Here is a 25,598-nt window from a genome sequence, read left to right as displayed (position 1 = left end):
ATCAATGCTTGTGCGTAGTTGGTTTACGCACAGTAAGGCCCTTGCCTCCCGTGCCGCCGGTGCCGCCGGTGCTTGCCGCGCCCGGCGCCTGGGGCGCCGCCGGCAGTTCGCCGGTCCACTCGCGCGCCACGGTGCCGGCCGGATGCCGGTACCAGCCCGGGTCGCGGTAGTCGCCGCGCCCCAGCCCCTCGCGGATCTTGATTGTGGTGAACATCCCGCCCATCTCGAGGTTGCCGAAGGGGCCGCGCCCGGTCATCATCGGCAGCGTGTTTTCCGGTAGCGGCATCTGCATGTCGCCCATCGAGCCGCCCTTGTCGCCCATCACCATGTAGCCCGGAATCAGGTCGTTGATCTTTTTCGCGACGCCCCGGTGGTCGACGCCGATCAGGTTTGGCACCTCGTGCCCCATCGCGTTCATGGTGTGGTGCGACTTGTGGCAGTGGAAGGCCCAGTCGCCGGGATTGTCGGCCACGAATTCGATCGCCCGCATCTGCCCGACTGCCACGTCGACGCTGACCTCCGGCCAGCGCGCCTCGGGGCGCACCCAGCCGCCATCGGTGCCGGCCACTTCGAAGCGGTGCCCGTGCAGGTGGATCGGGTGGTTCGTCATCGTCAGGTTGCCGACCCGGATGCGCACCCGGTCCCCTAACCGGGCGACCATCGGGTCGATGCCGGGGAAGACGCGGCTGTTGAAGGTCCACAGGTTAAAGTCGAGCATCGTGTTCGTCTTCGGCGTGTAGCTGCCCGGTTCGATGTCGTAGGCGCCGAGCAGCATCACGTAATCGCGGTCGACCCGGTGCTGGCGCGGATCTTTCGGGTGAGTCACCCAGAAGCCCATCATGCCCATAGCCATTTGCTGCATCTCGTCGGCGTGCGGGTGGTACATGAAGGTGCCGGCGTGGCGCGCGACGAATTCGTAGACGAAGGTTTTGCCGGGCGCAATGCCGGGCTGGGTCAGGCCCGTCACGCCGTCCATCCCGCAGGGCAGGATCTGGCCGTGCCAGTGGATGCTGGTGTGCTCGGGCAGCTTGTTGGTCACGAAAATGCGCACCCGGTCGCCCTCGACCACTTCGATGGTCGGGCCCGGGCTCTGCCCGTTGTAGCCCCACAGGTTGGCCTGCATGCCGGGCGCAAGCTCGCGCACCACCGGTTCGGCCACCAGGTGGAATTCCTTGATCCCGTCCTTCATGCGCCAGGGCAGGGTCCAGCCGTTGAGGGTGACGACCGGGTTGTAGGGACGGCCGTTGGGCGGCACCAGGGGCGCCGCGGTGGCGCTGGACGACTGGACCGGGGCTTCGGGCAGCGAAGCCGCGCCGGCCTTGCTGACGAGCGAGGCGCCGACCAGGGCGCCGCCGGCGCCGCTCAAGAATGTGCGACGGGATGTCATTGTGCGTGTTCCTTGTTTGTTGCGGGCGTGGCGTGGGCGACCGGGCCGCCGAGGGCTTCCTCGAGGGCGGCGTGGGCGCTCCAGAATTCCTTCTGCGCTTCGATGGTGGCGTTGACGGCGGCGGCCTGTTCGCGCGCGTCCGTCAGCAGTTCGAAGGTACTGGCCAGCATGCCGTTGTAGCGCAGCAGGACCTCGCTCGAGATCTGCTTGCGCAGCGGGAGGACGTTGTCGCGGTAGTGGCGCGCCAGGTCCCAGGCGGCGCGGTAGGCGAGATAGCGTTCGCGCGCCTCGCTGCGCGCATTGACGGCGGTCTCGGCAACCCGGCGCAGCGACTGCATGTAGCTTGCTTCGGCACGGGCGACGCGCGCCGTGCCCCAGTCGAACAGCGGCAGCTCGAGCGAGATCTCGTAGCCGCGCGCGCGCGGCGCGTCCGTTTCGCTCTTGCGCTCGAATCCCAGTTCAAGCACGTTCACGAAACGCGTGGTGCGGCTCAGGCCCAGGTTCTGCGCAAGCGCGGCCGCATCTTGGCGCGCCGCCTGGACGTCGAAGCGGCGTTCGATGGCGAGGCGTTCCAGGTCCGGGATGTCGGCCGCCGCTGCCGGCAGCTCGGGCAGGCGCTCGGGCAGGGTGTAGCCGGCGTCCGCACCCCACAGCCCGAGCAGGCGCGTCAGGCGCTCGCGGCTGCCCGTCGCCTGGGTGTCGGCGCGGGCGACGCCGGCATTGGCTTCGGCGTAAAAGGCCTGCTCGCGCGCGAGGTCGAGCTTGCTGGCGTTGCCGGAACGGGACATGCGTCCCATCAGGTCGGCGCTGGCGTCCGCAGCGGCGTTCACGCGCCGGGCGTATTCCAGGGCCTGGCGCGCGGCCACGGCCTCGACCCAGGCGCGCCGGGTTTCCAGCGCATGGCGCTCGATCTCGCGCCCGACCGCCAGCCTGGCGCTCTCGTAGCGCGCGCTCTCGACGCGTTTCGCGAGCGGCAGCGTCAGCGCATTGACCAGGCTGAAGGTCAGCGAGCGCTCGATCTCGACCGCGCCGCCGCCGGCGATGCGCTTGAACCCGAACGACGGATTCTGCAGGCGCGCCGCTTGCGCCAGGTCGGCCTGGGCAATGCCGACGTTCCAGTAGCTCGCCTGCAAACCGGGATGGTTGATCAGGGCGATGCGCACGGCCTCGTCCATCCCGAGCGGCCTGGCCAGCAGCTCGCGGACGGTAGCGCGCACCGCCTGCTCGTCGGCTTCGTTACGCACGAGCTTCGGCACGGGCTGGCCGCGCGCCTGCGCGCTGCGGGCGACGGCGTCGAAGCCGCCGTCAGGCGTGACGCTCGCGCAGCCGGCCATCAGCAAGGCCGTGAAGCCGGCCGCGCCCATGGCCGCTGCGCGCGACAGGTGTGGGAAGGCCATCAGTGCTGCCCTCCATGCGGGTGCGGGGCAGGGGAGCCGGCCATCTTGCCGGCGTCCTTGCAGCATCCATTCTTGCAGCAGCTATCCTTGCAGCAGGCCATGCCCTTCTCGCGGTGGGCCATGCCGTGCCCGCCCTGTGGCGCCATAGGTGCCATCGTCATGCCGGCATGCGCGTCCTGGCCTGCTGCGGCACCGGCCGCCATGCAGGATCCGGCGCCGGACGCGTCGTCCTTGCCATTGCAGCAGCCTCCGGCCTTGGCAGCTGCGCCATGCGTCATGCCTGCGTGGGCGCCATGCGCGCCGTGCGCGGTAGCAGCGCCAGCGGCAGGCGCCATGCAGCTTGCGGCGCCGGTCGCGCCGTCCTTGCCCTTGCAGCAGGCGCAGCCGGCCTTCGATTCGGTGGCGTTCGAGGCGGCGACGAAGCGGGCAACAGGGCTCGCGGCCGCCGCCGCAGTCGTGTGCATGGCGTGCCCGGCGTGCGGATCGGCGGCGCCATGTTGTGCATGCGTCCCGGCGGCGGGCGCAGGCTGGCGGTGTGCTGCATGTGCGTCGGCGCCGGCGCCCGCATGAGCGCCGTGCGCGGCATGCGTGGCGTGTCCGGGCATGGTCAGCGCCATCGAGTCATACGCGGCGACGATGCGGTTCTGTTCGCGCCAGGCCTGGTCGGGCGTCGCCGCCGGCGGGGCGGGCACAGGATAGGCGGTGGGCTGGTAGCGGGTGGCCGGGACCGGGGCGGTGGCCTCGGCAGCGGGGACAGGGGTGGCCGGAGCAGCCGGGGCTGCGTGCGCGGCGCCGGCCAGCAGGCATAGCGCGGCCGCGCGGCAAAAAGCGATGGCGAATGTCATGGAATTCCTCGAATGAATGCGTAGAGACGACCAGGCGGTCGAAAGGCCGCGCGTGGCGCGGCATCGGGCAGATCAGGCGCAGAAGGGGCGCGGAGGTCGTTCGGGCAGGGCAAGGTCGACCGACGGCACATGCCCGTCGGCGAAAGGAATGGACAGGAGCGGCGCGGCGTGGACGGGCAGGGCCGGCGGTACGGCGGGCGCGATCGCCGCGCCGATGCTGCAGGCCGAGCAGGCGCTGCATGCGTGCGCGCTGTCGTGCTCCGGCGCGTCGTCCTGGACGGCTTGCGCCATTGCCGCATGGTCGTGGCCGGACATGTCGTGCGACATGCCGTGCGCTGCGCCGTGGGCCGCCCCGTCATGCATCTGGCCGGCATCCGGGACGGGGACCGTTGCCGGCGCGGCATGACCCGGCCCGCAAGCGAGCATGGCTGCCGAGGCAAAGCCCTGGAAGGGCACTGCCAGCAGGACGATCCAGACGATCAGCGAGCGCAGGATGGTGTTCACGAAAATATTCTAGCACGCCCGCCCCGCGCTGCGACAGTGCGGGGCGCGTGGCCGTCGCTGCCTGTTCAGTGCGCGCCGGGATGCGTTCCGGCGGTATCCTTCGACAACGCCTGTTGCATGGGGCCCGTACGGGCTGTCCGGCGTTTCCTTGTTCGCAGGTACCAGACGTGGAGGTTCGGTTGAAACCAGGTCCAGTGGTATCGAGGTCTCGTACGGCGCCGCCGTCCCGGAGGCGGGCGTGAGCATCCGCAACCTCGAACGCCTGTTCGCGCCGCGCTCGGTAGCACTGATCGGCGCGTCCGAGCGTCCCGGCAGCCTCGGGGCAACGCTGCTGCGCAACCTCACGGCGGGCGGCTTTCGCGGCACCGTCCACCCCGTCAACCCGAAGTACACCGAGCTAGGTGGTTTGCCGGCCGTCGCCAGCGTGGCCGACCTGGCGGCGGCGCCCGACCTGGCCGTGATCTGCACCCCGCCCGAAACGGTGCCGTCGATCATCCGCCAGCTCGGCGAGAAGGGCACGCGCGCCGCCGTCGTGCTGAGTAGCGGCCTGGGCCAGGCGCGCGACGAGCGTGGCCGGTCGCTGAAGCAGGCGATGCTCGACGCCGCCCATCCCTACCTGCTGCGCATCCTCGGGCCCAACAGCGCCGGGCTGCTGTCGCCCGCTATCGGACTCAACGCCAGCGTGGCGCACAGCGGCGCGCTGGGCGGGCGCATCGCTTTCGTATCGCAATCGGGCGCGCTCATGACAGGCGTGCTCGACCGGGCGCGCTCGCGCGGCATCGGCTTCTCGCATTTCATTGCGCTGGGCGACTCGGCCGACGTCGACCTCGGCGACGTGCTCGACTACCTGGCCAGCGACGGCGCCACCGGCTCGATCCTCCTGTATGTCGAGAATCTGCGCTACGCCCGCAAGTTCATGTCGGCCGCGCGGGCTGCGGCGCGCAGCAAGCCGACCCTGGTGCTGAAGGCGGGCCGGGCCGACAGCGGGGTGCGCGCCGCCGCCAGCGAAAGTGGGGCGCTGGCGAGCATGGACGAAGTATTCGACGCCGCCATCCGGCGCGCCGGCATGCTGCGCGTGACCACCACCGAGCAGCTGTTCGCGGCGGTCGAGACGCTGGCGCACGCCAGGGCGCTGCACGGCAAGCGCCTGGCGATCGTCGCCAACGGCGCCGGCCCCGGCGTGCTGGCGCATGATGCGCTGGTCTGCGGCGGCGGCGTCCTGGCGACCCTGGCGCCGCAGACGATGGAGCGCCTGGCAAGCCTCCTCCCCGCAGGCAGCCCGCCGGCCAACCCGCTCAACCTGTTCGGCGGCGCCGCGCCCGAGCGTTACCGGCAGGCGCTCGAGATCCTGCTGCAGGACCCGGAGACGGACGCCATCCTCGTCGTCCATTCGCCAACGGCCACCGTGGCGAGCGCCGACATCGCCGAGGCCATTGCGCCCCTCGCGCGCGGCGCCTCGCGCAACGTGCTCTCGTGCTGGCTGGGCGGGGACTCGGTGGCGGCGGCGCGCGACATTGCCTCGCAGGCCGGCATGCCGACCTTCGATACGCCCGAGGACGCGGTCGCGGGCTTCCTGCAGATCGTCCAGTATCGCGAAAACCAGCACCTCCTGATGCAGGTGCCGCCGTCGGTGTCGAGCATCGGGGCGAGCGAGCGCGGCACGGCGCGCGCGCTGGTGCGCGAAGCCCTGGCCAACGGGCGCTACCTGCTCACCGACCCGGAGACGAAGGCGATCCTGCGCGCCTACGGCATGGCAATCGTCGAAACCCGGGGCGCCGCCACCGTCGAGGAAGCGGTGCACGCCGCCCGCCATATCGGATTCCCGGTGGCAGTAAAAATCGTCTCGCCCGACGTGATGCACAAGTCGGACGTCGGCGGCGTGGCGCTCGACCTCGACTCGGAGCAGGCGGTGCGCTCGGCCGCCCAGCGGGTGCACAAGCGCTTCGGCGAACTGCGCCCGGACGCCCGCTTCGAGGGCTTTTCGGTGCAGGCGATGGCGCGCCGCCCCGAAGGCCACGAACTGATCCTGGGCGCCGCCACCGACCCGGTGTTCGGGCCGGTCATCCTGTTCGGCCAGGGCGGCATCGCGGCGCAGGTCGCGAACGACCACGCGGTGGCGCTGCCGCCATTGAACGTGGTGCTGGCGCGCGACATGGTGAGCCGCACCCGCGTCGCGCGCCTGCTGGCGGGTTACCGCAACCGTCCGCCGGCGGACATGGATGCGATCCTGGCGACCCTGGTGCAGGTGTCGCGGCTGGTGTGCGACATTCCGGAAATCGTCGAGCTCGACATCAACCCGCTGCTGGCCGACGCGAGTGGCGCCGTGGTGCTGGACGCGCGCATGCGCCTGGCCCTGGCCGACCGCTCGGGCAGCACGCTCGACCGGCTGGCGATCCGGCCCTACCCGCGCGAGCTGGAAGACACCATCGACTGGAACGGCGGGCGGCTGCTGCTGCGCCCGGTGCGGCCGGAAGACGGGCCGGCGCACCTGAGGTTCTTCGACGCGCTCACGCCCGACGACGTGCGCTACCGCATGTTCGTGCGCATTCGCGAACTGCAGCCCTCGCAGCTGGCGCGCTTCACGCAGATCGACTACGACCGCGAGATGGCCTTCATCGCCACCCGCCCCGGGGCCGACGGCTTGCCCGAGACGCTCGGAGTAGGGCGGGTGGTGGCCGATCCCGACAACGTCAGCGCCGAGTTCGCGGTGACCGTGCGCTCCGACCTCAAGGGCCTCGGGCTGGGCCGGATCCTGATGGAGAAGCTGATCGCCTACTGCCGCATGCGCGGCACGCGCGAGATCGTCGGCGAAGCGCTGCCGCAGAACAACCGCATCATCGGCCTGGTGCGCAAGCTGGGTTTCGAGGTGACGCCGACGGGGGAAGAGGGCGTGCGCAAGTTCCGGCTGACCTTGCAATGAAACAATATTTCACTGTCGAGCGTTGTATGAAATATTCGTTCACCGCCTGAAGCGCACATCCTCCGTCACTACCTTCGCCTCGCCCTTCGGTTTCTTCGGCTTCTTCGGCTTCTTGACGATCTGCCCGCCCGCACCCGTTTCCGGCACCCGGTGATCCGGCTCGAACCCGGCTTCGTCGACGCGCTTGAGCACCTGCCCCGTGAGCAGTTCGATGGCCGCCAGTTGCTGCACTTCGTCCGCGCAGACCAGCGACACCGCCTCCCCGGAAGCGCCCGCGCGGCCGGTGCGGCCGGTGCGGTGCACGTAATCCTCGGCCACGATCGGCAGGTCGACGTTCACCACCACCGGCAGGTCGTCGATGTCGAGGCCGCGCGCGGCGACGTCGGTTGCCACCAGTACCTTCACTTCGCCCGCCTTGAAACGGTCGAGCGCGCGCAGGCGGGCCGGCTGCGGCTTGTCGCCGTGGATCGAATCGGCGTTGATGCGCTTGGCCAGCAGCAGTTCGACCAGCTCGTCGACGCCGCGGCGTGTTTTCACGAAGGCCAGCACCTGGCCCCAGTCGTGCTTTTTCAGCAGGTGCAGGAAGAGTTCGGGTTTGCGCTTCTTGTCGACCGGGACCGCCCACTGGCGGATTGCCTTGACCGTCGTGTTGCGCGGCGCCGTCTCGATGCTGACCGGGTCGACCAGCAGCTTGCCGGCCAGCGCTCGGATCGGCTCGGAAAACGTGGCCGAGAACAGCAGCGTCTGGCGCAGCTTCGGCAGTGCCGCGAAGACCTGGTCGAGTTCGCGCGAAAAGCCCAGGTCGAGCATGCGGTCGGCCTCGTCCAGCACCAGCATCTGCACGCCGTTCAGTTTCAGGGCGTTCTGGCGCTGCAGGTCGAGCAGGCGTCCCGGCGTGGCCACCAGCAGGTCGACGCCCTTGCGCAGGCGCATCATCTGCGGGTTGATGCTGACGCCGCCGTAAGCGACCATCGTGCGCAGCGGCAGGCCGGCGCCGTAGGCCTGGAAACTCGTGTGCACCTGCTCGGCCAGCTCGCGCGTGGGCACCAGCACCAGGGCGCGCGCCGAGTTCGGCACCAGGCCCCCACCTTCCATCGTCAGCCGTTGCAGCAGGGGCAGGGCGAAGCCGGCGGTCTTGCCGGTGCCGGTCTGGGCCGCAGCCATGACGTCGCGCCCGGCCAGCACGGCGGGAATCGCCTGCGACTGGACCGCCGTCGGATTCTTGTAGGCGAGGGTCTCGAGGGTGCGCGTGAGCTGGTCGATGAGACCGAGCGAGTGGAACGACATGGCATACCTTGGGGCAAATGGGAAAAGCCGACAGTTTAACGTGCGGGGCGTGTTACAGGAAAAAAGACAGGGGGAAAGACCGGAGGGAGGCACCGGCGCGACGGCAGCGCAGGCACAGGGAACGCGCAAGCCTGGCAGGCGCGCGCTGCGTGCCGCGTTCCGTCCTCAATAATCGATGAAAATCACGAATGTCGCGGATGGCGGTGTGGCAATCGGCTTCACTGGTTCATTGCGCTTGCAGCCGCTTGCTAACAGGCAGGCAAGGGCGACGGCGCTCCAGCGCAGGGTACGCATCATGGCAATACCTCCTTGGCGTTCATGATAGCGAAGCTGGCACGCCAGGTGCGCACCGTTCGCAGCGACTTGCCAGGCTGATTCGTGGAGGCGCTCGCCAAGGCGGTAGGCTAAGTTGTAATTGTGTGTTGCAGCGAACAAAGTTTTCACTCAGTCACTGATAGAGTTCGTACAACATCACAATGAGAGGACCCTCCATGAAATCCCTGATCGGATCCGTCGCGGTATCGGCCGCCTTGCTGGCGGCAAGCCTTCCCGCCATGGCGCAGACGAACGTGAGCATCAGCGTCGGCCAGCCCGGCTTCTACGGCCGCATCAATATCGGCGACTTCGGCCCGCCGCCGGTGGTCTACGCCCAGCCGATCGTGGTGCGCGAAGTGCGCTACCGCGCCGAGCCGGTCTACCTGCGCGTGCCGTCGGGCCACCGCAAGAACTGGAAGCGCTACTGCGGCCGTTACGACGCCTGCGCCCGCCCGGTCATGTTCGTGCGCGACGACTGGTACACGAATACCTATGCGCCGCGTTACCGCGAGCGTCACCACGGCTACCGCGCCGAGCGTCAGCAGGTCGTGTACCGGGACTATGACCGCCGCGACCGTTACGACCGCGATGACCGCGATGACCGCCACGACAAGCACAAAAAACACGACAAGCACGACAAGCATGACAAGCACGACAAGCATGGCCGCGGCCACGGCAACGGTCATGGAAACGGCCACGGCCGCGGTCACTGACCGGCCGGCGGCGAACGCGTAATTTCCTCCGGGTGTATACTTGACCTGTCGCCAGTAAACCTGGCGTAACGGACGGAGGATGGCTTGCAGAGCGAAATCGTGATCGTCGGTGGCGGTGCAGGGGGGCTGGAACTGGCCTGCAAACTCGGGCGCAAGCTCGGTCCCTCGAAGGTGATGCTGGTGGACTCCCGGCTTTACCATATCTGGAAACCCTCGCTGCACGAAGTGGCGGCCGGCACGCTCGACATCCACCAGGAGGGCCTGTCCTACCAGATGCTGGCCCACGATAACGGCTTCACCTTCGTCTACGGACCCATGACGGCGCTCGACGCGGCGCAGCACCGGCTGACGGTGGGCGCGGTGCGCGCATCCGACGGCGAAGACGTGCTGCATGAGCGAAAGATCAGCTATTCCTCGCTCGTCATCGCGGTCGGCAGCACCGCCAACTACTTCGGCGTGCCCGGCGCCCGCGAACACACCATTTCCCTGAACGTCACCGAAGACGCCGAGCGCTTCCGCCTGCGCCTCTTGCGCCTGATGGCAATCGCCGAGCAGGCGCGCGAGGAACGCCGCAGTGATGCCACTGACGTCACCGCCCCGCTCGACGTGGTCATCATCGGCGGCGGCGCCACCGGCGTCGAACTCGCGGCCGAGCTGCGCGAAGCTTCCGGCGTGTACGCCACCTATGGCTTTTCGCGCCTGCAGGTTGAGCGCGACGTGCGCATCACCCTGCTCGAAGGCGCCCCCCGGGTGCTCGCTCCCTTGCCCGAACGGGTTTCCAGCGCCGCGCTCAAGCTCCTCAACGAGCGCGGCATCGCTGTCGTCACCGATTGCCGCGTCACCAAAATCGAGCCGCATGCGGTCACCGACAACGAGGGCAACGTGTACCCGGCCAACCTGTGCGTGTGGGCAGCCGGCATCCGCGCGCCCGAATTCCTCGGCACGCTGGGGCTGCCGACCAACAAGGGCGGCCAGATCGAAGTCGATGCGCGCCTAGCAGTGCCGGGCGTGCCCGACGTGTATGCGCTGGGCGACTGCGCGGCCTGCATCGACGGCTCCGGCAAACCGGTGCCGCCGCGCGCGCAGGCGGCGCACCAGCAGGCGGACTACCTGCTCAAGGGCTTCGTGCGCCGTGCCGCCGGCAAGGCGGCGTTCGAGAAGCCGTATGCCTACAAGGACTACGGTTCGCTCGTTTCGCTGGGCAAGACGACCAGCGTCGGCAACCTGATGGGTTCGCTACGCGGGTCGAGCTGGTTCGTCGAGGGAATGATGGCGCGCCTGATGTACACCAGCCTGCACCTGATGCACCACCAGGCCGTGCTCGGCTCGGTGCGTACCGGCCTGCTGGCATTGGCGCGCTTCCTGATCCGGCGCACGACGCCGCTCGTCAAACTACATTGAAAGGGAGCGCCTGAGAACACCCACAGGGCAAGGCGCATCGTCGAAGATAGTACGCGAGTACGGCGAGACGATGCAACGCCGCCATGGGGGTGTTATCAGGCGCTCTTCGGATGGCGCGGCAGCGTCATCGTGAGGGCAGTACCGCCCTCGGCGCCCGCCGCCAGGCGCACCGAGCCGCCCAGGGCGCGGGCGCGCTCGCGCAGCAGGCGCAGGCCGTGGCAATGCAGCGCTTCGGATGCGGGCGGACGCGGCAGGCCGACGCCGTTGTCGCGCACGGTCAGCATCAACTGCTCGCCGTCGTCGTCGAGGATCACTTCAACCCGGCTGGCCCGCGCATGGTCGCGTGCGTTGCGCAGGCCTTCCTCGGCGCAGCGCAGCAGGGCCACGTTCTGGGCGCGCGAATAGGCGTCGTCGTCGTCCGGCAGGCTGGCGCTGGCCTCCAGGCCGTGCTCCTGGCCGAATTCGGCCACCAGTTCCGCCAGCGCGGCCTTGATGCCCAGGAATTCGAGCTTGTCGTTCCACAGCGTCAACTGCACCTTGCGGTTGGTCTCGATGATGCCGTTCAGCAGGCTCTTCATCTGGGCCGCACGGTCGAGCGCCTTGCCGTCGCTGAGCCCCTTCGACAGCAGGCCCAGGTGCATCGTGAGCGCCGTCATCGACGAGCCCAGGCTGTCGTGGAGCTTGCGTGCGAGCAGGCGCCGGTCGTCGTCCCAGCAGCGCATCAGGTGGGTAACGAGCTCGGTCAGCTCGGCGGTGCGTTCGGCAACCAGCCGTTCCAGTTCCGGGTCAGGGTGATGCGGTTCCGGTGCGGTCATTGTGGGCTCGGTTGAATGTTTCCCAAATCATACAACAGCTTCGCGGCGGAAGTGCGCACGGCGGTGCGGACATCGGCGCCGGCGCGTGCGGTATGCGTGCGCTGCCGAACGGTAGCGGGGCGCGTTTCGGACGATGCTGGAGTCCTGTCTTATTAAAACTGTAAACCTTTTAGGGGATTCCCATGCCAAACAATGCCAGCGCAAAAGTCGACGCCGTTGAACTGTTGGAGAAGCAACACCGCGAAGTCGAAGCGATGTTCGAGCGCTTCGAGAAAATGACCGACCGTGCCACCGTCAGCAAGAAAAAGCTGGCCGACGAGATCTGCAACGCGCTGATCATGCACGCCACGATCGAGGAAGAGATTTTCTACCCGGCCACCCGCGAAGCAAGCGAGGAAACCGGCGACATGGTCGACGAAGCCGTCGTCGAGCACGCCTCGGCCAAGGACCTGATCGCGCAGATCATGGAAATGGATCCGGGCGACGACCTGTACGACGCCAAGGTGAAAGTGCTGTCGGAACTGGTCGAGCACCACGTCGAGGAAGAAGAAGAGGAAATGTTCCCGAAAGCGCGCGAACTGAAACTCGACCTGGCTGCGCTGGGCGAGGAAATGCAGATGCGCCAGAAAGAAATCGAAGCCTCGCAGTAATCACGCATTCGGCTGCAAACAGAAAGGCCGCACCGTGCAATTGGCCGGTGCGGCCTTTTTATTCGGCGCTGCCGTTCAGCCTGCGGCGGTTGGCAGGGCCGCCGGCTCGCCCAGCGCGCCCAATAATTGGGTAATGTCCACCGGCTTCACCAGGTGCATGTCGAAGCCGGCTTCCAGCACGCGGCGCTGGTCTTCGGCCAGGCCGTAACCGGTCAGCGCGATGAGGCGCATCGCGCTGGTGGCGGCATTCGCCCGCAGGCGGCGCGCCACTTCATAGCCGTCGATGCCGGGCAGGCCGATGTCGACCAGCGCCACGTTCGGCAGGTGGGCCGTGGCCAGCGCGACGCCGTCCAGGCCGTCGCCCGACTGCAGCACCGGGTAGCCGTAGACCTCGAGCATGGTTGCCATCATTTCGCGTCCATCCTCGTTGTCCTCGATCAGCAGCACGGCTGGCCTTGCATTCGATTCTTCCGGCGCCTGGAGGCCCGGCGCCGCCACTTGGGGCGCTTGTGCGCGCGGCAGGCGGATGGTGAAGGCGCTGCCGTCGCTGGCGCCGCCGCTGGTGGCCTTGACGCTGCCGCCATGCAGTTCCACCAGACGGCGCACCAGCGACAGGCCGATGCCCAGTCCGCCCTGCGCGCGGTCGAGGCTGATCGTGCCCTGCACGAATACGTCGAACACATGCGGCAACAGGTCGGGGGCAATGCCCACGCCGGTGTCGCGCACGCTGAGCAGCACGTCGTCGCCCTCGGCCGCGATCGTGATGTCGATCGTGCCACCTGCCGGTGTGTATTTCAGCGCATTGTCGATCAGGTTGGTCGCGACCTGTTCCAGGCGCGTCGGGTCGCCATCGACCCAGTTCTGCTCGAGGTCCACATTGATACGGTAGCCGCCGGTGCGGCCGGTGGCGCGGAAGGTGTCGAGGCAGGCGCCGACCAGGCTGGCCAGGTCGACCGGTTTACGCCCCAGCAGAATCTTGCCCGACATCGCGCGCGACAGGTCGAGCAAGTCGTCGACGATGCGCGACAGGTGCTGGCTTTGGCGCTGGATGATCTGGCGGGCCCTGGAGCCCATCTCGGCAGGCGCACCCGGCATGTCGATCAGCGCGGCGGCGCTGGAAATGGCCGACAGCGGATTGCGCAGCTCGTGGCCCAGCATCGCCAGGAATTCGTCCTTCGCGTGGCTCTTGCGCTCGGCGGCCAGGCGCTCCTCGATCTCGCTCATCAGGCGCTCGTTGGTCGCCGTCAGTTCCAGCGTGCGCTGCGACAGCTTGTCGGCCTGGCGGCGCAGTTGCTCGTTCTTGTTGGCCAGGGCCACGAACACGGACACCTTGGCGTGCAGGATCTGCGGGATGACCGGGGTGAACAGGAAGTCGGCGGCGCCGCGCTGGTAAGCCTTCAGGCGGTCGATCTCGTCGGCCAGGAAGGCCGTGACGAAGATGATCGGGATGTCGGCGGAGCGGGCGCGCTGGTGGATTGCCTCGGCCGTCTCGAAGCCGTCCATGCCGGGCATGTTGACGTCAAGGATGATGACTGCGAAATCGTGCAGCAGGACCTGGCGCAGCGCTTCCTGGCCCGAGCGCGCGGCCAGCACTTCGTAGCCGGTCTCTGCCGCCCATTGGTCGAGCAGGCTGGAGAGGGCCAGTAGGCTGGCGGCATCGTCATTGACGACCAGAATCTTAGGTTTGTCGGTAGTGGACACGTCGTTCCTGCGTTCGTCGGGATGGGCTGCAATTCTGCCGGATCAAAAGGATAGCAGAGAGGCCCTTGTTTTCCAAAGTAAAGACGTACTTTGGCGCCACAAATGATACCACGGCAATTTGCGATGCCTCCGGGCAAACGTACGGGGTGTTGTTTACGTGTTCGACAGCGCACATACGTGCAAAACGTCCTATGCGATAGTGGAACTGTGTCCGGTTCCATCGTGTCAGTAATGGAGGACAGGCCGCTCACTTAAGAGGATAAAAAATGAATATCAATGAAATTGTGAATGAACAGTTCCACGGGAAGTCGCTGCGCGAGCTGGTGGACAGTCCGCTGACCGCCCTGAAAGGCATCGGCGAGAAAGAGGCGAAGGCGTTGCAGGAAGGGTTTGGCGTGACCACCATTCGCCAGCTTTCCCAGCTCAAGTTCATCACCCATGCGGTGGCGATCGAGATGATGGCCAGCGTCGAGCATTCGCCAAGCACGGGCCCGAAGGAGACGCTGCTCGATGAAGCGGTGGAGATGACCTTCCCGGCAAGCGACCCGATTTCGGTCGATTCCGGCATCACCCGCATCGAAGTGGCGCCGGACAAGGTCGACGCCAGCCGCGACCACCAGAGTGCGGGCGCCATTGCGGCCCACAACCAGGAAGCCTGCGGCCAGACGAATGTCGGCACCAGGGAAACCGAGCCGAAGGATATCGGGACGGCGTGAGTCTGATGGCAGGGCGGCCTCGGCCGCTTTGCGGGTAAAACAGAACGGCCCCATGGCTCGCATCGAATGCGAGCCATGGGGCCGTTGTCTTTGCTGACTTGACTAGCGGTGCGGCGCCAGCTCCGCCGCCTGCTTCGGTACCGGCTTGACCGCCACGGCGAGCGAGCCCGCGGTCGAGCAGAAGCGGTTCTTGCCCGCGCGCTTGGCTTCGTAGAGCGCGTAGTCGGCAATGCTGATCAGGGCGTCGACCGATTCGGCGTCGTCCGGATAAATGCTGATGCCGATCGAGGTCGACAGGCGCAGGGTCAGGTCGTTGATGAAGAAGGGCTCGGACAGCGCTTCGACCAGTTTTGCGGCCGGCCCCTGGGCGTCGGCCAGGCTGTGGATGTCGCCCAGCACGACCATGAATTCGTCGCCGCCCAGGCGCGCCACCGTATCTTCTTTCCTCGACGAGGCCAGCAGGCGCTGCGACACCATCTTCAGGATCTCGTCGCCGTAGGCGTGGCCATAGGTGTCGTTGATCGCCTTGAAACCGTCGAGGTCGAGATACATGATCGCCGCCTTGGCGTGGCTGCGGTTGGCGTGCTGCAGGGCCGTTTCGATGCGGTCTTCCAGCAGGCGCCGGTTCGGCAGGCCGGTGAGGGCGTCGTGCAGGGCCAGTTCCTGCTGTGCGCGGCTGTACTGCGCGAGTTCTTTATAGAGCAGGCGCACTTCCAGCATGTTATGGATGCGCTTGTGGACCTCCAATAAGTCGAACGGCTTGCTGATGAAGTCGCGCGCACCGGCTTCGAGCGCCGCGATCTTGAAACTGGGCTGGGCGGTCAGCGCCAGCACGGGCAGGTAACCGCCTTTTTCGATTTCCTTCAGGCTCTTCATGACCTGGAAGCCATTCAAGCCCGGCATTTGCAGATCGAGCAGGATCAGGTCGTAGTTGTGCTCGCGATGCAGCGGGCAGACCTGCTCCGGCTCCATGGTCGAGCTGACGTTGGCGTAGCCTTCTTCGCGCAATATCTCTTCCATCAATTCGATATTGTCTGGCGAATCGTCCACAACCAGGATTTTTGCGTTCAAAATTTCTTGTCTGCTCGGCATGCTTCTTCTCGTCGAAATAGGTACTGGATGGAAACAAATTACATTCAAGCAATCCAACTTTCCCACTTCACGTAGTCTAGCAAAGGCCCAAAAATTTCTTGTAGGACAGCGCCGCGTCCGATAGTAGGAAGATCACAATCGCTTGCGACCAGTTGAGCCGCCAGCAGGGGAAAGGACCAGCGAGCCTACCGCAGCGATCAGTTCGCTCGGCTCGACCGGCTTGGAAATGTGGGAGCTGAAGCCCGCCTCAAGGGCACGCAGCCGGTCCTCGGAACGGGCAAAGGCGGTCAGGGCCACGGCGGGCAGCAGGCCGCCGCGGTCGCGAGGCAGGGCGCGCACCCAGGACAGCAATTCGAAGCCGTCCACCTCGGGCATGCCGAGGTCGCTGATCAGGAGGTCCGGCAAGTCGGCCTGCAGGGCCGCGAAGGCTTCGCGCGCGCTGGCGGCGATGCGCACCCGCGCGTGGCAGTCGGTGAGGATGCGCAGGATCAGTTCGCGCGCATCGCGGTCGTCGTCGACCACCAGCACCGACACGCCGGTCAGGTCGCGCAGCGTGAGTTCGGGCGCCGCCGGTGGCGGCGAGCTCAGGATCATGCGGCTGCGCGCCGTGGACTTCGGCATTTCCTTGGCCAGCGGCAGCTCGATCGTGAAGCTCGAACCCAGCCCTTCGCCGGGGCTGTCGGCGCGCACCGTGCCGCCATGCTGCTCGACCAGGTGCTTGACGATCGCCAGCCCCAGGCCCAGGCCGCCGTGGCGGCGCGTCATCGAGGCGTCGGCCTGGCGGAAGCGCTCGAACACGTGCGTGATGAATTCCGGGCCGATGCCGGCGCCCGTGTCGCGTACGGTGACGGCGACCGAGCCCTGGCCCGCGCCCACTTCCACCGTGACCTGGCCGCCGCGCGGGGTGAACTTGATCGCGTTCGAGAGCAGGTTCCACACCACCTGCTGCAGGCGCGCCGGGTCGCCGGCGATCATGCCGGGGGCCGGGTCGTAGCGTTTCTCGATGCGGATGTTCTTGGCGTCGGCCGCCGGGCGCACCGTATCGATGGCGGCGTCGACGAAGCCCTGCGGGCTCAGGGTCTGCATGTCGAGCAAGACCTTGCCCGAGGTGATGCGGCTCATGTCGAGCAGGTCTTCGATCAGCTGGGCCTGGGCGCGCGCATTGCGCTCGATCGTCTGCAGGCCGCGCTGCAGGTCGGCCTCATCCTTGCCGCCGCGGCGCAGCACCTGGGCCCAGCCGAGGATGGCGGAGAGCGGCGTGCGCAGTTCGTGCGACAGGGTGGCCAGGAATTCGTCCTTCATCTGGCTCGAGCGCTCTGCCTCGGCGCGCGCCTCGCGCTCGCTCTCGAGCAGCACCTTGCGCTCTTCGGCCGCCTGCTGGGCCGCTTCGTACAGGCGCGTGTTGTCGAGCGCCACCGCAGCCTGGGCGGCGATGCCGCGCACGATGCGCTCGGTCCGTTCGGTGAACACGCCCGGCTCCGGGTGGCCGAAGAACATGGTGCCCAGTACTTCGCCGGTACCGGCCGTGACCGGCACCGACAGGTAGCTGCGCACCGTCGGCTGGCCCGACAGCATACTGAACCGCGTCGGCGACTGCCCATAGCGCGGATCGTCCAGCAGGTCGTGTGACCGCACCAGGCCGGCGCCTCGGAAACTGGCCCCGAACAGGGCGGTGGCTTGCGGTTCGCCGAAGCTCTGGAATTCGTTGGCGGTGCCGCCCGAGAGGGTATACAGCGAGAACTTCGGCCCGTCGCTTTCCTTGCCGTGGTAGAAGAAGGCGCCGAAGCGCGCGCCGGCGATGCCGCTGGCCGCGTCGGTGGCAACCTGCAGCAGCGAGCGCAGGTCGCGCGTGGAGGCGAGCGCGCTGCCGGTGCTGTTGAGCAGTTCTAGTACCTTCGATTCTTCGCGCAGCGCCTGTTCGGCGCGCTTGACCTGGTCGACGTCGGTATTCGTGCCGAACCAGCGCACCACGACGCCGTGGCGGTCGCGCACGGCGTTGACGCGGGTCAGGAACCAGCGGTACTGGCCGTCCACGCCGCGGATCGGGTATTCCATCTCGAACGGTTCGCCCGTGCGGATCGAGTTGCCCCAATGCTCGAGCATGGCGGGCAGCGCGTCGGGCTCGACCGTGCTTTGCCAGCCCCAGCCGGCGGCGGAGTCAGGCGTGGTGCCGGTGTAGTCGTACCAGCGCTCGTTGAACCAGACGATGGCGCCGTCGGCCCTGGCCATCCAGGCCAGCTGCGGGATGGTGTTGGCCAGCGCGCGCAGGGTTTCCTCGCTCTGGCGCAGGCTGTCCTCGACATTCTTGCGGTTCGAAACGTCCTGGACGACGCCTGTCATGCCGACGACGCTGTCGCGCTCGGCCGGGTTGGCGTAATCGGGGCGCCCCACGAGGGCGATCCAGCGCGCCTGGCCGCCGTCGGGCAGCAGCCGGCATTCGATGGCCAGGTCGGTCTGGGTGGCAAAGGCGTGCAGCACCGCGCGGCGCACAGCTTCCCGGTCCGATTCTTCCAGGCGGGCGCGCAGCACGGCCCAGGCATGCGGCGTTTCCGCTTCCAGTCCGAGGATGGCGGCGGCGCGCTCACCCAGGTTGACGCGGTCACTGGCTGCATCCCAGGACCAGTCGCCGAGGCGCCCGGCGGCCAGTGCCACCTGCAGCCGGTTGTTACCGTCGATCAGCGCCTGCTGGTCGATGCGGCGCTGCGTGATGTCGTGGATATACAGGGTCAGTCCGTCGGGAGACGGATACATGCGCGCCTCGATCCAGCTGGCCAGGCGCGGATAGAAGAATTCGCGGCTGCCGGTCTGGCGCGAGGCCATCGCGCGGCGCAGTTCGACGGCCAGGTTGCTGCCGTCGAGTTCCTCGAACTCTTCCCACAGGTTCTGGCCGAGCAGTCCTTCGCGCGTCTTGCCCAGCGGCGCGAGCAGCTCGAGCGCGCGGCTGTTGACATAGGTGATGCGCCACTCGAAGTCGACCGCGCAGAAGGCCTCGGTCAGGCTCTCGAGCATGTTTTCCATGCGCTCATGGGCCCGGCGCAGCGCCTCCTTGGCCGCTTCCAGCTCGGCCTCGGCGCGCTGGCGGGCCGCCATCACGTTGCTGGCATTGCGCAGCGCGGCCGAACGCATCAGCTCGAGGTCGTCTTGCTCGTGGCTCACGGCACCCCCCTCGATGAAGGCGCAGCGCAGGAAGGCGCGGCGCACGAAAGCGAACTAAACAGGTTGCACATGGTTCTGGTAACCATCATGGTCGGAGGGGCGGCACGTGGGGCCGGGCCGGGAAGTCTGGAGCCATGATAGCCCAGCCCATCCGCCTGGTCGCACACACGCACGCGCAGGGACACGGGCCGCACTCAGGCCTGCACCCGCAACTGGTCCGCGGCCTGGCCCAGTGCGTGTTGCAGCTGGTCGAGTTCATACGGCTTTTGCAGCGACTGGTAAGGGAAGTCGAGGTGGCGCAGCAGCGTGTCGCCGTAACCCGACGCGAAGATCACCTTCAGGTGCGGGTAGGTCGAGATCGCCTGGCGCGCCAGGTCGACCCCCGACATGCCCGGCAGGCTGACATCGGTGAACAGGATGTGGTAACGGTTGGCCGCCAGGTGTGCCAGCGCATCTTCCGGGTGGGCCACGCCGTCGGCCTCGTAACCGAAGGCCTTGAGCATTTCGCAGACCAGGTACTGGGAGTCGAGATTGTCTTCGACGACGAGGATGCTGAGCGTGCCCGGCTCAAAAGTGTCCTGGGGGGCGCTGGCGCTGGCCGGCGCCAGTGCGTACAGCACGCCGCCGACCGCGCCTTCGAACGGGATCGGGGTCAGGTGCAGGTCGTAACGCTCCTGGCTGCCGCCGCCGAAGTGCACGGCGGCCGCGGGAACGCAGGCCGCCTCGCCGCGCCACGCCCGTGCGACCGCTTCCCCGGCCGCCGCGATGGGCGGCGGCAGCACCGCCGGAGCGCTGCCGCCGGGCACGCGGGCAAAGCCGGGGCCGGCCAGCTGGCCATAGGCCTCATTGCAGAGTACGACGGCCTGCGCGCCGCGCTGCTCCCCCGGCTGCACGCCCGGCTGTCCGCCTGGCCGGGCCGGGCCCCACTGCAACAGCATCGGCAGGGGCATGTTGAACATCAGGTCGGCCGCCAGGCGCAGCGGCTGCGGCCAGCCAGCGGGATCGCCCAGTGCACTGGTGCTCCAGTCGTAGGTGGAAGTGGTCAGTGCGGACTTGCTGGAAGGGAGCATGAAAACGGCCTGTTGTATATTCAAAAATATGGCCGAATCGTACACTAAATGGCGGACCGCTGGCGGCGCGCTGGAGCGCGGCCATTGCGGCGTCAGGAGCGCCCAAGGGCGAACGCGATGGCGGCAGAGAGCCGGTCGTTACCCCAAAACAGTTCGTCGCCGACAAAAAAGCTGGGCGCACCGAAGAGTCCGCGCGCCTGCGCTTCCTCGGTATTGGCGCGCAGGCGCAGTTTGTTGGCAGGGTTCAGCGCGGCGGCAATGACCTGGCCGGCATCCGGCACCAGGCCGTCGAGCGCGTCCCGTACCGCCCCGTCGTTATCGATCTCGCGGTCCTCCACCCAGTTCTGGCGCATGACGCGGCGGCAGAATTCCCCGATCCACGGCTCGGCGGCCCCGAGAGTGGCAACCCGCATCGGCAGCAAGGCGATCCGGGGGAAGGCCGAGGGGCGCTGGAATGCCAGGCCGAGCCGGGCCGCCTCGCGTTCCATGTCGCGCCACATATACCGTCCCTTTGCCCCCTGCAGCACAAAAGGAGAACTGTCCCAGCCGAAGCTGCGGAAGATGGGGCCGAGCAGGAAAGGGCGCCAGACCACTGTAACGCCGGCGGCGCGCGCACAGTCTTCGATGCGCATCGCCGTCAGGTAGCTGTAAGTGCTGCCGAACTCGAACCAGAATTCGATGGTGGGCCGGTCCGCGGTGCCGGGTGGGTGCATGCAGTCTCCAGTCGAGCGCCGGAAGGCGCGGTTGGCAGCATGGTAACAAGGGCGGCGCTGCGCGTGGCGAATTGCAAAAAAAAAGCCCGCTCACGAAGAGCGGGCTGAATCTATATTCCGAGGAGGACAATAGAGGAGACAGGAAGAATTATGCTCCATGGAAATAAAAGGTGCCAATTTTTATTAGGAATGACAGTCATGCGTTTGGCGAATAGCTGTTGCAAGGGCGCACGCAGAGGCGCACTTGCTTGGTGAGCGCACGAAAATGTTTTACTATGGCAAACATATCATGTCATGCCCCGGCGCTTACTTCGTTGTGAGAACATGCTTGCCCTGCCAATGGTTTTCTTTTGCGCATGCAAAGCTGTCACAATCGACCCTGCCGGGCTATCATGCTCCAGCGCTCGCCTGCGCCCGCGCGGCCGATGCCGGAACGGGCCGGCTGCCGAATTGAAACCATGAGCGCCAGGCGACGAATATCTCGAGTCGGGCGAACCGGGTGTGCGCCTGGCGTTCGAGCGCGCACTGACGGTGCGACATCCCAATTTAACCCCGGCCAATGATTCGACACTGCTTTTCCCGATTGCTGACCCGGTTTGCCCGCCGGCCCTTCCAGGGTCGCCTTGCCGGCTGGGCGCTGGCAAGCGCTGCAGCGCCCCTCGCGCTGCTCGCGTCCAGCGCGGTGCTGCCGGTTCCCGCGCTCGCCCAGGCCGGCAGCACCCAGGCGCTGGAGCGCCGGGTCAAGGCCGCTTTCCTCTATAAATTCCTCGCGTATGCCGAGTTTCCGGCCAGCGCCTTCGGCGACAGCGCCGCCCCGGTAACGATCGGCGTGGTCGGTTCCGACGAGATGGCGGCGGAGCTGGCGCGGGTCGTGGCCGGCCGCCAGGCGCTCGGGCGCCCGATCCAGGTGCGCAGCCTGCGCGAAGGCGAGCCCGGCGCACCCGTGCACCTGCTGTTCGTGGCCGGCACCGACAATGCCCGCGCCGCACGCATCCTGCGCGGCGCGCCGACGGCCCTGATGACGGTGACCGAGTGCGAGCTCGGCCTGCATTACGGCAGCGTCATCAATTTCAGGATCATCGAGGACCGCGTGCGTTTCGACGTCTCGCTCGACTCGGCGGAAAAGAACAACGTAAAACTCAGTTCGCGGCTGCTGACGGTCGCCAACCGGGTAGTAAAAGGAACAAGCTGATGAGTGCCCGCGACGCCGGCTCCGTCCGTAGCAAACTGATCAAGATGGCGGTGTTCACCACGCTGGCGGCGCTGCTGTCGGCCTCGATCGCCATGCTGCTGCTCGACCTGCGCACCTTCCAGCGCTACTGGGTCGACGACCTTACTACCCAGGCCGACATCATGGCCAGCGTCACCGCGCCGGCCCTGTCGTTCAACGACGTCGATACTGCCCAGCAGCAGCTGGCAGTGTTGCGCGCGCGCCCGCAGATCCTGGCCGGCGCCGTGTACAGCAGCGCCGGCGTGCCTTTCGCCACCTATGCCAGGAGCGGGACCGAAGGACGGCTGCCCCCGGGGCCGCAGGCGCCGGGGTACCGCATCGCGCGCGGCGAGCTCGAGGTCTGGCACAAGATCGTCGAGAACGGCGAGCACATCGGTACCGTGTACCTGCGCTCGCGCTACGGCCTGCTCGACCGGCTGCTCAACTATGGCCTGATCCTGGGCGGCGTGATGCTGGGCGCGCTCGTCATTGCGGCGCTGGTCGCATCGCGCCTGCAGGCGGCGATCACGCGTCCGCTGGAAGCAGTCACGAACGTGGCGCGCCAGGTGATGCAGCGGCGCGACTTCACGCTGCGCGTGCCGGGCAATAACAGTGGCGAAATTGGCGTGCTGGTCGAAGCCTTCAATGACATGCTGGCCGAGATCGGGCGCCGGGCCGAGGCGCTGCAGGCGGCCAACCGCACGCTCGAGCACGAGATGGACGTGCGCCAGAAGGCGGAGGATGCGCTGATCGTGGCCGACCGCCGCAAGGATGAGTTCCTCGCCACCCTGGCCCACGAACTGCGTAATCCGCTGGCGCCGATCCGCACCGGCCTCGACATCCTGCGCATCCGTAGCGGCGACGCCCAGGCCACCCAGCGCGCCACCGACATCATGGAACGCCAGCTGCGCCAGATGGTGCGCCTGGTCGACGATTTACTGGATGTCTCGCGCATCAACACCGGCAAGTTCGCCATCAAGATGGGCCGGGTGGAACTGAAGGCGGTCGTCAACGATGCGCTCGAGGTGGTGCGTTCGTATATCGAGCTGCATGGCCACGAGCTGGCGCTCGACCTGCCGGACCGTCCCGTGTTCCTGCACGGCGACGCGACGCGCCTGGCGCAGATCCTGTCGAACCTGCTCAACAACGCCGCCAAGTACACCAACCGCGGCGGGCGCGTGACCCTGTCTGGCCGCGTGGAAGACAAGACCCTGGTGCTGGAAGTGGCCGACACCGGCATCGGCCTGGCGCCCGAGATGCTGGACTCGGTATTCGACATGTTCGTCCAGGTCGATTCGACACTGGAGCGCACGAATGCCGGACTGGGCGTGGGCCTGTCGCTGGCGCGCAAACTCGTCGAGCTGCACGGCGGCACGATCGCCGCTCACAGCGAAGGCCTGGGGCGCGGCAGCCGCTTCACGGTGCGCCTGCCGATCGTGGTCGAGCCGGAAATGCCGGCCAAGCCGACGCCGGCCGCGTTCATCAGCACCGAAACCTACCGCATCCTGCTGGCCGACGACAACGTCGACTTCGTCAACAGCATCGGCGCCTTGCTGACCGCCATGGGGCACAGCGTGGTCATCACCCACAACGGCAAGGACGCGCTGGCCGCCGCCGCGCGCTTCTGCCCGGACTACGCCTTCCTCGACATCGGCCTGCCGCAAATGTCCGGCTACGACCTGGCGCGCGGCATCCGCAGACTCTCGTGCGGAGCGATGACGACCCTGATCGCCGTGACCGGCTGGGGCCAGGAAAAGGACCGCCAGCTCGCCTTCGAGGCCGGTTTCGACCACCACATGGTCAAGCCCGTGCGCTTCGAGCAGATCGAGGAAATCCTGGGCAACCGCAGCATCATCAAGAAACTGCGCACGTAAGCTGCATGAATGGACGACGGAGGCGCCTGGGCGTCCCCGTCGTCCGCCTTCAAGCGCTTGCGCGCTTGCGTTGCACCTTCTCCTTTCAGTCGCGCTTGGCCTTGCGGCGGCGCGCCAGGAAGCCCAGTATGCCCAAGCCGCCCAGCATCATGCCGTAGGCTTCCGGTTCCGGCACCGGCATGAGCATCACCGCACCCCCGAACGAGGCGCCATCGTCGGAAACGATGTTGCCGTTCACCCGCAGGTAATAGGAACCCGCATCGAGCGCGTTGCCCCGGATGCTCCATACATCGGTGGCGCCGGTGCGAATCGACGTGCCCGAGGCGACCAGGGCATTGGCATCGTCGAACAGCGAGATGCCGGTGATGTCGAGCCCGACGTCTGCACTGCGGCTGACCGAGGCCACGATCGCATCCAGGTTCAGCGGCACGGTGCCGCCGACCGTAAACGTGAAGCGGTCGGCGAAGGTGTTGCCACTGTTGTCGTCAGTAAAGCTGTCTCCGAAGAATGCCGTATTGTCGACGAGGTTGAGTGCCTGTGGCGGGCTGCTGACGTCGGTTTGCGCCAGCGCCGAGGATCCGAAGCTCGCACTTGCCAACACCATTGCAGCGATTAACGATTTTTTCATAGCTACCTCTCGCAAGAAATCAGCCGCGTCCTGCGGCCGGGTTATGGCAATCGGGGACTTCATGCTAGCAAAGGGGAGGGCGAGCGTGCGTGTTATGCAAGAGGTGTGATCGCAAGGCCACACTCGATTCCTACCTGCAAAAATACAGAAAGGGTGGCCAAACCGCCGACGCTTCATAGGAGAGCGTAGGAAAAGCAATTGTTGAGTGGCAAACTGCTGGGTATTGCCTTGCTAATGTCGGCGCCTTCCTACGTGAAGAGAAGTAGGAGTCCTCTGCCGAGCCAGCCGCGGGCTAAGCCCCATTTAAGACTGGCCTGTGTTGGAGCATGCGCAGGGAAGGAGGGGGGCAAGCCTTGCAGGCTTGGAAGAATGGATCGGCAAAAAAGAAAAATGGCCCAGAATCGCTTCTGAGCCATTTTTTTGAAACTGATGGTGCGGCTGGCAGGAATCGAACCCACGACCCCTTGGTTCGTAGCCAAGTACTCTATCCAGCTGAGCTACAGCCGCCCGAAGCACGCATTATAGCGAGCCGGCCGCGAATTGGGAAGCCTTCAATTGCCATCCTGGCAGGATCGGTGCCAGCAGGGAAGAGAGAAGCGCGAGCGAAAAAAGAAAATGGCCCAGAATCGCTTCTGAGCCATTTCTTTGAAACTGATGGTGCGGCTGGCAGGAATCGAACCCACGACCCCTTGGTTCGTAGCCAAGTACTCTATCCAGCTGAGCTACAGCCGCCCGAGGCACGCATTATAGCCGAGCATGGGCAGATTGCCAAGTGACCTACGCTACCACTCCGGAAGGGGGCCGGAGCAGGGCCGATAAAAGAAAAATGGCCCAGAATCGCTTCTGAGCCATTTTCTTTGAAACTGATGGTGCGGCTGGCAGGAATCGAACCCACGACCCCTTGGTTCGTAGCCAAGTACTCTATCCAGCTGAGCTACAGCCGCCCGAGGCACGCATTATAGCGGCACAACGGCGAATTGGGAAGCTGGGTCTGCTGTTCCCAGTCCCGCCAGGGCAGGCTACAAATGAAAAGGGCCAGATCTTGCGATCTGGCCCTTTGTATTGGTTGGTGCGGCTGGCAGGAATCGAACCCACGACCCCTTGGTTCGTAGCCAAGTACTCTATCCAGCTGAGCTACAGCCGCCCCGTGAGGCGAATTATAGCAGTGCCATGTTATTTGCGGAAGGCTTAATTCGTTTCAACA

General features: G+C 66.7%; 20 protein-coding genes and 4 tRNA genes. 7 read left to right on the top strand and 17 right to left on the bottom strand.

From position 1 onward, the window contains the following. Position 1: 1 nt before the first annotated feature. The 4 genes from ACFPN5_RS03495 to ACFPN5_RS03480 form a co-directional block, all read right to left on the bottom strand. Positions 2–1,387, bottom strand: coding sequence for a multicopper oxidase family protein (locus ACFPN5_RS03495; protein WP_379780149.1), 1,386 nt, complete (start codon positions 1,385–1,387; stop codon positions 2–4). Then, the gene (locus ACFPN5_RS03490; protein ID WP_379780147.1) at positions 1,384–2,784 is read right to left on the bottom strand and encodes a TolC family protein; all 1,401 of its coding nucleotides are present in this window, start codon (positions 2,782–2,784) and stop codon (positions 1,384–1,386) included. The genes ACFPN5_RS03495 and ACFPN5_RS03490 overlap by 4 nt, the downstream gene beginning before the upstream one ends. Continuing rightward, positions 2,784–3,629 carry a hypothetical protein gene (locus ACFPN5_RS03485; RefSeq protein WP_379780145.1) on the bottom strand — a complete coding sequence of 282 codons (846 nt, stop codon included), beginning with the start codon at positions 3,627–3,629 and terminating at the stop codon, positions 2,784–2,786. The genes ACFPN5_RS03490 and ACFPN5_RS03485 overlap by 1 nt, the downstream gene beginning before the upstream one ends. 72 nt (positions 3,630–3,701) lie before the next feature. Beyond that, positions 3,702–4,133 carry a hypothetical protein gene (locus tag ACFPN5_RS03480; RefSeq protein ID WP_379780143.1) on the bottom strand — a complete coding sequence of 144 codons (432 nt, stop codon included), beginning with the start codon at positions 4,131–4,133 and terminating at the stop codon, positions 3,702–3,704. A 238-nt stretch (positions 4,134–4,371) separates the two neighbouring features. On the opposite strand from ACFPN5_RS03480, the gene ACFPN5_RS03475 reads away from it, so the two are divergent. Continuing rightward, a complete protein-coding gene (locus tag ACFPN5_RS03475; RefSeq protein ID WP_379780141.1) occupies positions 4,372–7,053 on the top strand; it encodes a bifunctional acetate--CoA ligase family protein/GNAT family N-acetyltransferase in 2,682 nt (893 codons plus the stop codon). A 39-nt stretch (positions 7,054–7,092) separates the two neighbouring features. On the opposite strand, the gene ACFPN5_RS03470 is transcribed toward ACFPN5_RS03475, so the two are convergent. Next, positions 7,093–8,340 (bottom strand): DEAD/DEAH box helicase, encoded by a 1,248-nt coding sequence (locus tag ACFPN5_RS03470; protein WP_379780139.1) that lies wholly within the window; start codon positions 8,338–8,340, stop codon positions 7,093–7,095. 165 nt (positions 8,341–8,505) lie between these two features. After that, entirely contained in the window at positions 8,506–8,637 is a 132-nt protein-coding gene (locus ACFPN5_RS03465; RefSeq protein ID WP_379780137.1) for a hypothetical protein, read from the bottom strand. A 194-nt stretch (positions 8,638–8,831) separates the two neighbouring features. Here ACFPN5_RS03465 and ACFPN5_RS03460 point away from each other — a divergent pair, with 194 nt between their 5' ends. Both ACFPN5_RS03460 and ACFPN5_RS03455 read left to right on the top strand, forming a co-directional pair. Further along, a complete protein-coding gene (locus ACFPN5_RS03460; protein ID WP_379780135.1) occupies positions 8,832–9,368 on the top strand; it encodes a hypothetical protein in 537 nt (178 codons plus the stop codon). An 84-nt stretch (positions 9,369–9,452) separates the two neighbouring features. Next, positions 9,453–10,769, top strand: coding sequence for an NAD(P)/FAD-dependent oxidoreductase (locus ACFPN5_RS03455; protein ID WP_379780133.1), 1,317 nt, complete (start codon positions 9,453–9,455; stop codon positions 10,767–10,769). A 95-nt stretch (positions 10,770–10,864) separates the two neighbouring features. Here ACFPN5_RS03455 and ACFPN5_RS03450 read toward each other — a convergent pair whose 3' ends face one another. Further along, positions 10,865–11,584, bottom strand: coding sequence for a sensor histidine kinase (locus tag ACFPN5_RS03450; protein WP_379780131.1), 720 nt, complete (start codon positions 11,582–11,584; stop codon positions 10,865–10,867). 182 nt (positions 11,585–11,766) lie between these two features. Here ACFPN5_RS03450 and ACFPN5_RS03445 point away from each other — a divergent pair, with 182 nt between their 5' ends. Further along, positions 11,767–12,234 carry a hemerythrin domain-containing protein gene (locus ACFPN5_RS03445; RefSeq protein WP_379780129.1) on the top strand — a complete coding sequence of 156 codons (468 nt, stop codon included), beginning with the start codon at positions 11,767–11,769 and terminating at the stop codon, positions 12,232–12,234. A 75-nt stretch (positions 12,235–12,309) separates the two neighbouring features. Here ACFPN5_RS03445 and ACFPN5_RS03440 read toward each other — a convergent pair whose 3' ends face one another. Beyond that, entirely contained in the window at positions 12,310–13,935 is a 1,626-nt protein-coding gene (locus tag ACFPN5_RS03440) for a response regulator (protein ID WP_379780127.1), read from the bottom strand. Positions 13,936–14,201: 266 nt separating this feature from the next. Between ACFPN5_RS03440 and ACFPN5_RS03435 the strand changes: the two genes are divergently transcribed. Next, positions 14,202–14,651, top strand: a complete 450-nt coding sequence (locus ACFPN5_RS03435; RefSeq protein ID WP_379780125.1) for a hypothetical protein — start codon at positions 14,202–14,204, stop codon at positions 14,649–14,651. Positions 14,652–14,753: 102 nt separating this feature from the next. Here the strand turns inward: ACFPN5_RS03435 and ACFPN5_RS03430 are convergent, their stop codons facing one another. The 4 genes from ACFPN5_RS03430 to ACFPN5_RS03415 form a co-directional block, all read right to left on the bottom strand. Further along, on the bottom strand, positions 14,754–15,743 hold the full coding sequence (locus ACFPN5_RS03430) for a GGDEF domain-containing response regulator (RefSeq protein ID WP_379780123.1): 990 nt from the start codon (positions 15,741–15,743) through the stop codon (positions 14,754–14,756). Positions 15,744–15,875: 132 nt separating this feature from the next. Then, complete coding sequence (locus ACFPN5_RS03425) at positions 15,876–18,899, bottom strand: ATP-binding protein (RefSeq protein WP_379780121.1); 3,024 nt, start codon at positions 18,897–18,899, stop codon at positions 15,876–15,878. 194 nt (positions 18,900–19,093) lie between these two features. Then, positions 19,094–19,969: a response regulator gene (locus tag ACFPN5_RS03420; protein ID WP_379780118.1), complete on the bottom strand. Its 876-nt coding sequence runs from the start codon at positions 19,967–19,969 to the stop codon at positions 19,094–19,096. Between the two features lie 92 nt (positions 19,970–20,061). After that, complete coding sequence (locus ACFPN5_RS03415; protein ID WP_379780116.1) at positions 20,062–20,682, bottom strand: 2-hydroxychromene-2-carboxylate isomerase; 621 nt, start codon at positions 20,680–20,682, stop codon at positions 20,062–20,064. Positions 20,683–21,241: 559 nt separating this feature from the next. Here ACFPN5_RS03415 and ACFPN5_RS03410 point away from each other — a divergent pair. Together ACFPN5_RS03410 and ACFPN5_RS03405 are read left to right on the top strand one after the other, a co-directional pair. Continuing rightward, positions 21,242–21,874, top strand: a complete 633-nt coding sequence (locus tag ACFPN5_RS03410; RefSeq protein ID WP_379780114.1) for a TOL_0243 family YfiR-like periplasmic protein — start codon at positions 21,242–21,244, stop codon at positions 21,872–21,874. Next, entirely contained in the window at positions 21,874–23,766 is a 1,893-nt protein-coding gene (locus ACFPN5_RS03405) for a sensor histidine kinase, YfiR-like protein-associated (RefSeq protein WP_379780112.1), read from the top strand. The genes ACFPN5_RS03410 and ACFPN5_RS03405 overlap by 1 nt, the downstream gene beginning before the upstream one ends. 85 nt (positions 23,767–23,851) lie before the next feature. On the opposite strand, the gene ACFPN5_RS03400 is transcribed toward ACFPN5_RS03405, so the two are convergent. The 5 genes from ACFPN5_RS03400 to ACFPN5_RS03380 form a co-directional block, all read right to left on the bottom strand. Next, entirely contained in the window at positions 23,852–24,394 is a 543-nt protein-coding gene (locus ACFPN5_RS03400) for an FxDxF family PEP-CTERM protein (protein WP_379780110.1), read from the bottom strand. 430 nt (positions 24,395–24,824) lie between these two features. After that, a tRNA-Arg gene (locus tag ACFPN5_RS03395) sits at positions 24,825–24,901 on the bottom strand. Between the two features lie 148 nt (positions 24,902–25,049). Beyond that, positions 25,050–25,126 (bottom strand) — tRNA-Arg (locus ACFPN5_RS03390). A gap of 135 nt (positions 25,127–25,261) precedes the next feature. Further along, positions 25,262–25,338: transfer RNA gene (locus ACFPN5_RS03385), tRNA-Arg, on the bottom strand. Between the two features lie 123 nt (positions 25,339–25,461). Beyond that, positions 25,462–25,538 (bottom strand) — tRNA-Arg (locus ACFPN5_RS03380). Between the last annotated feature and the right edge of the window lie 60 nt (positions 25,539–25,598).

The sequence above is a fragment of the Massilia niabensis genome (assembly GCF_042655085.1).
Classification (GTDB): domain Bacteria; phylum Pseudomonadota; class Gammaproteobacteria; order Burkholderiales; family Burkholderiaceae_D; genus Telluria; species Telluria niabensis.
Note: the sequence above shows the minus strand (reverse complement) of the source record. Positions and strands in the feature narration are given on the sequence as shown.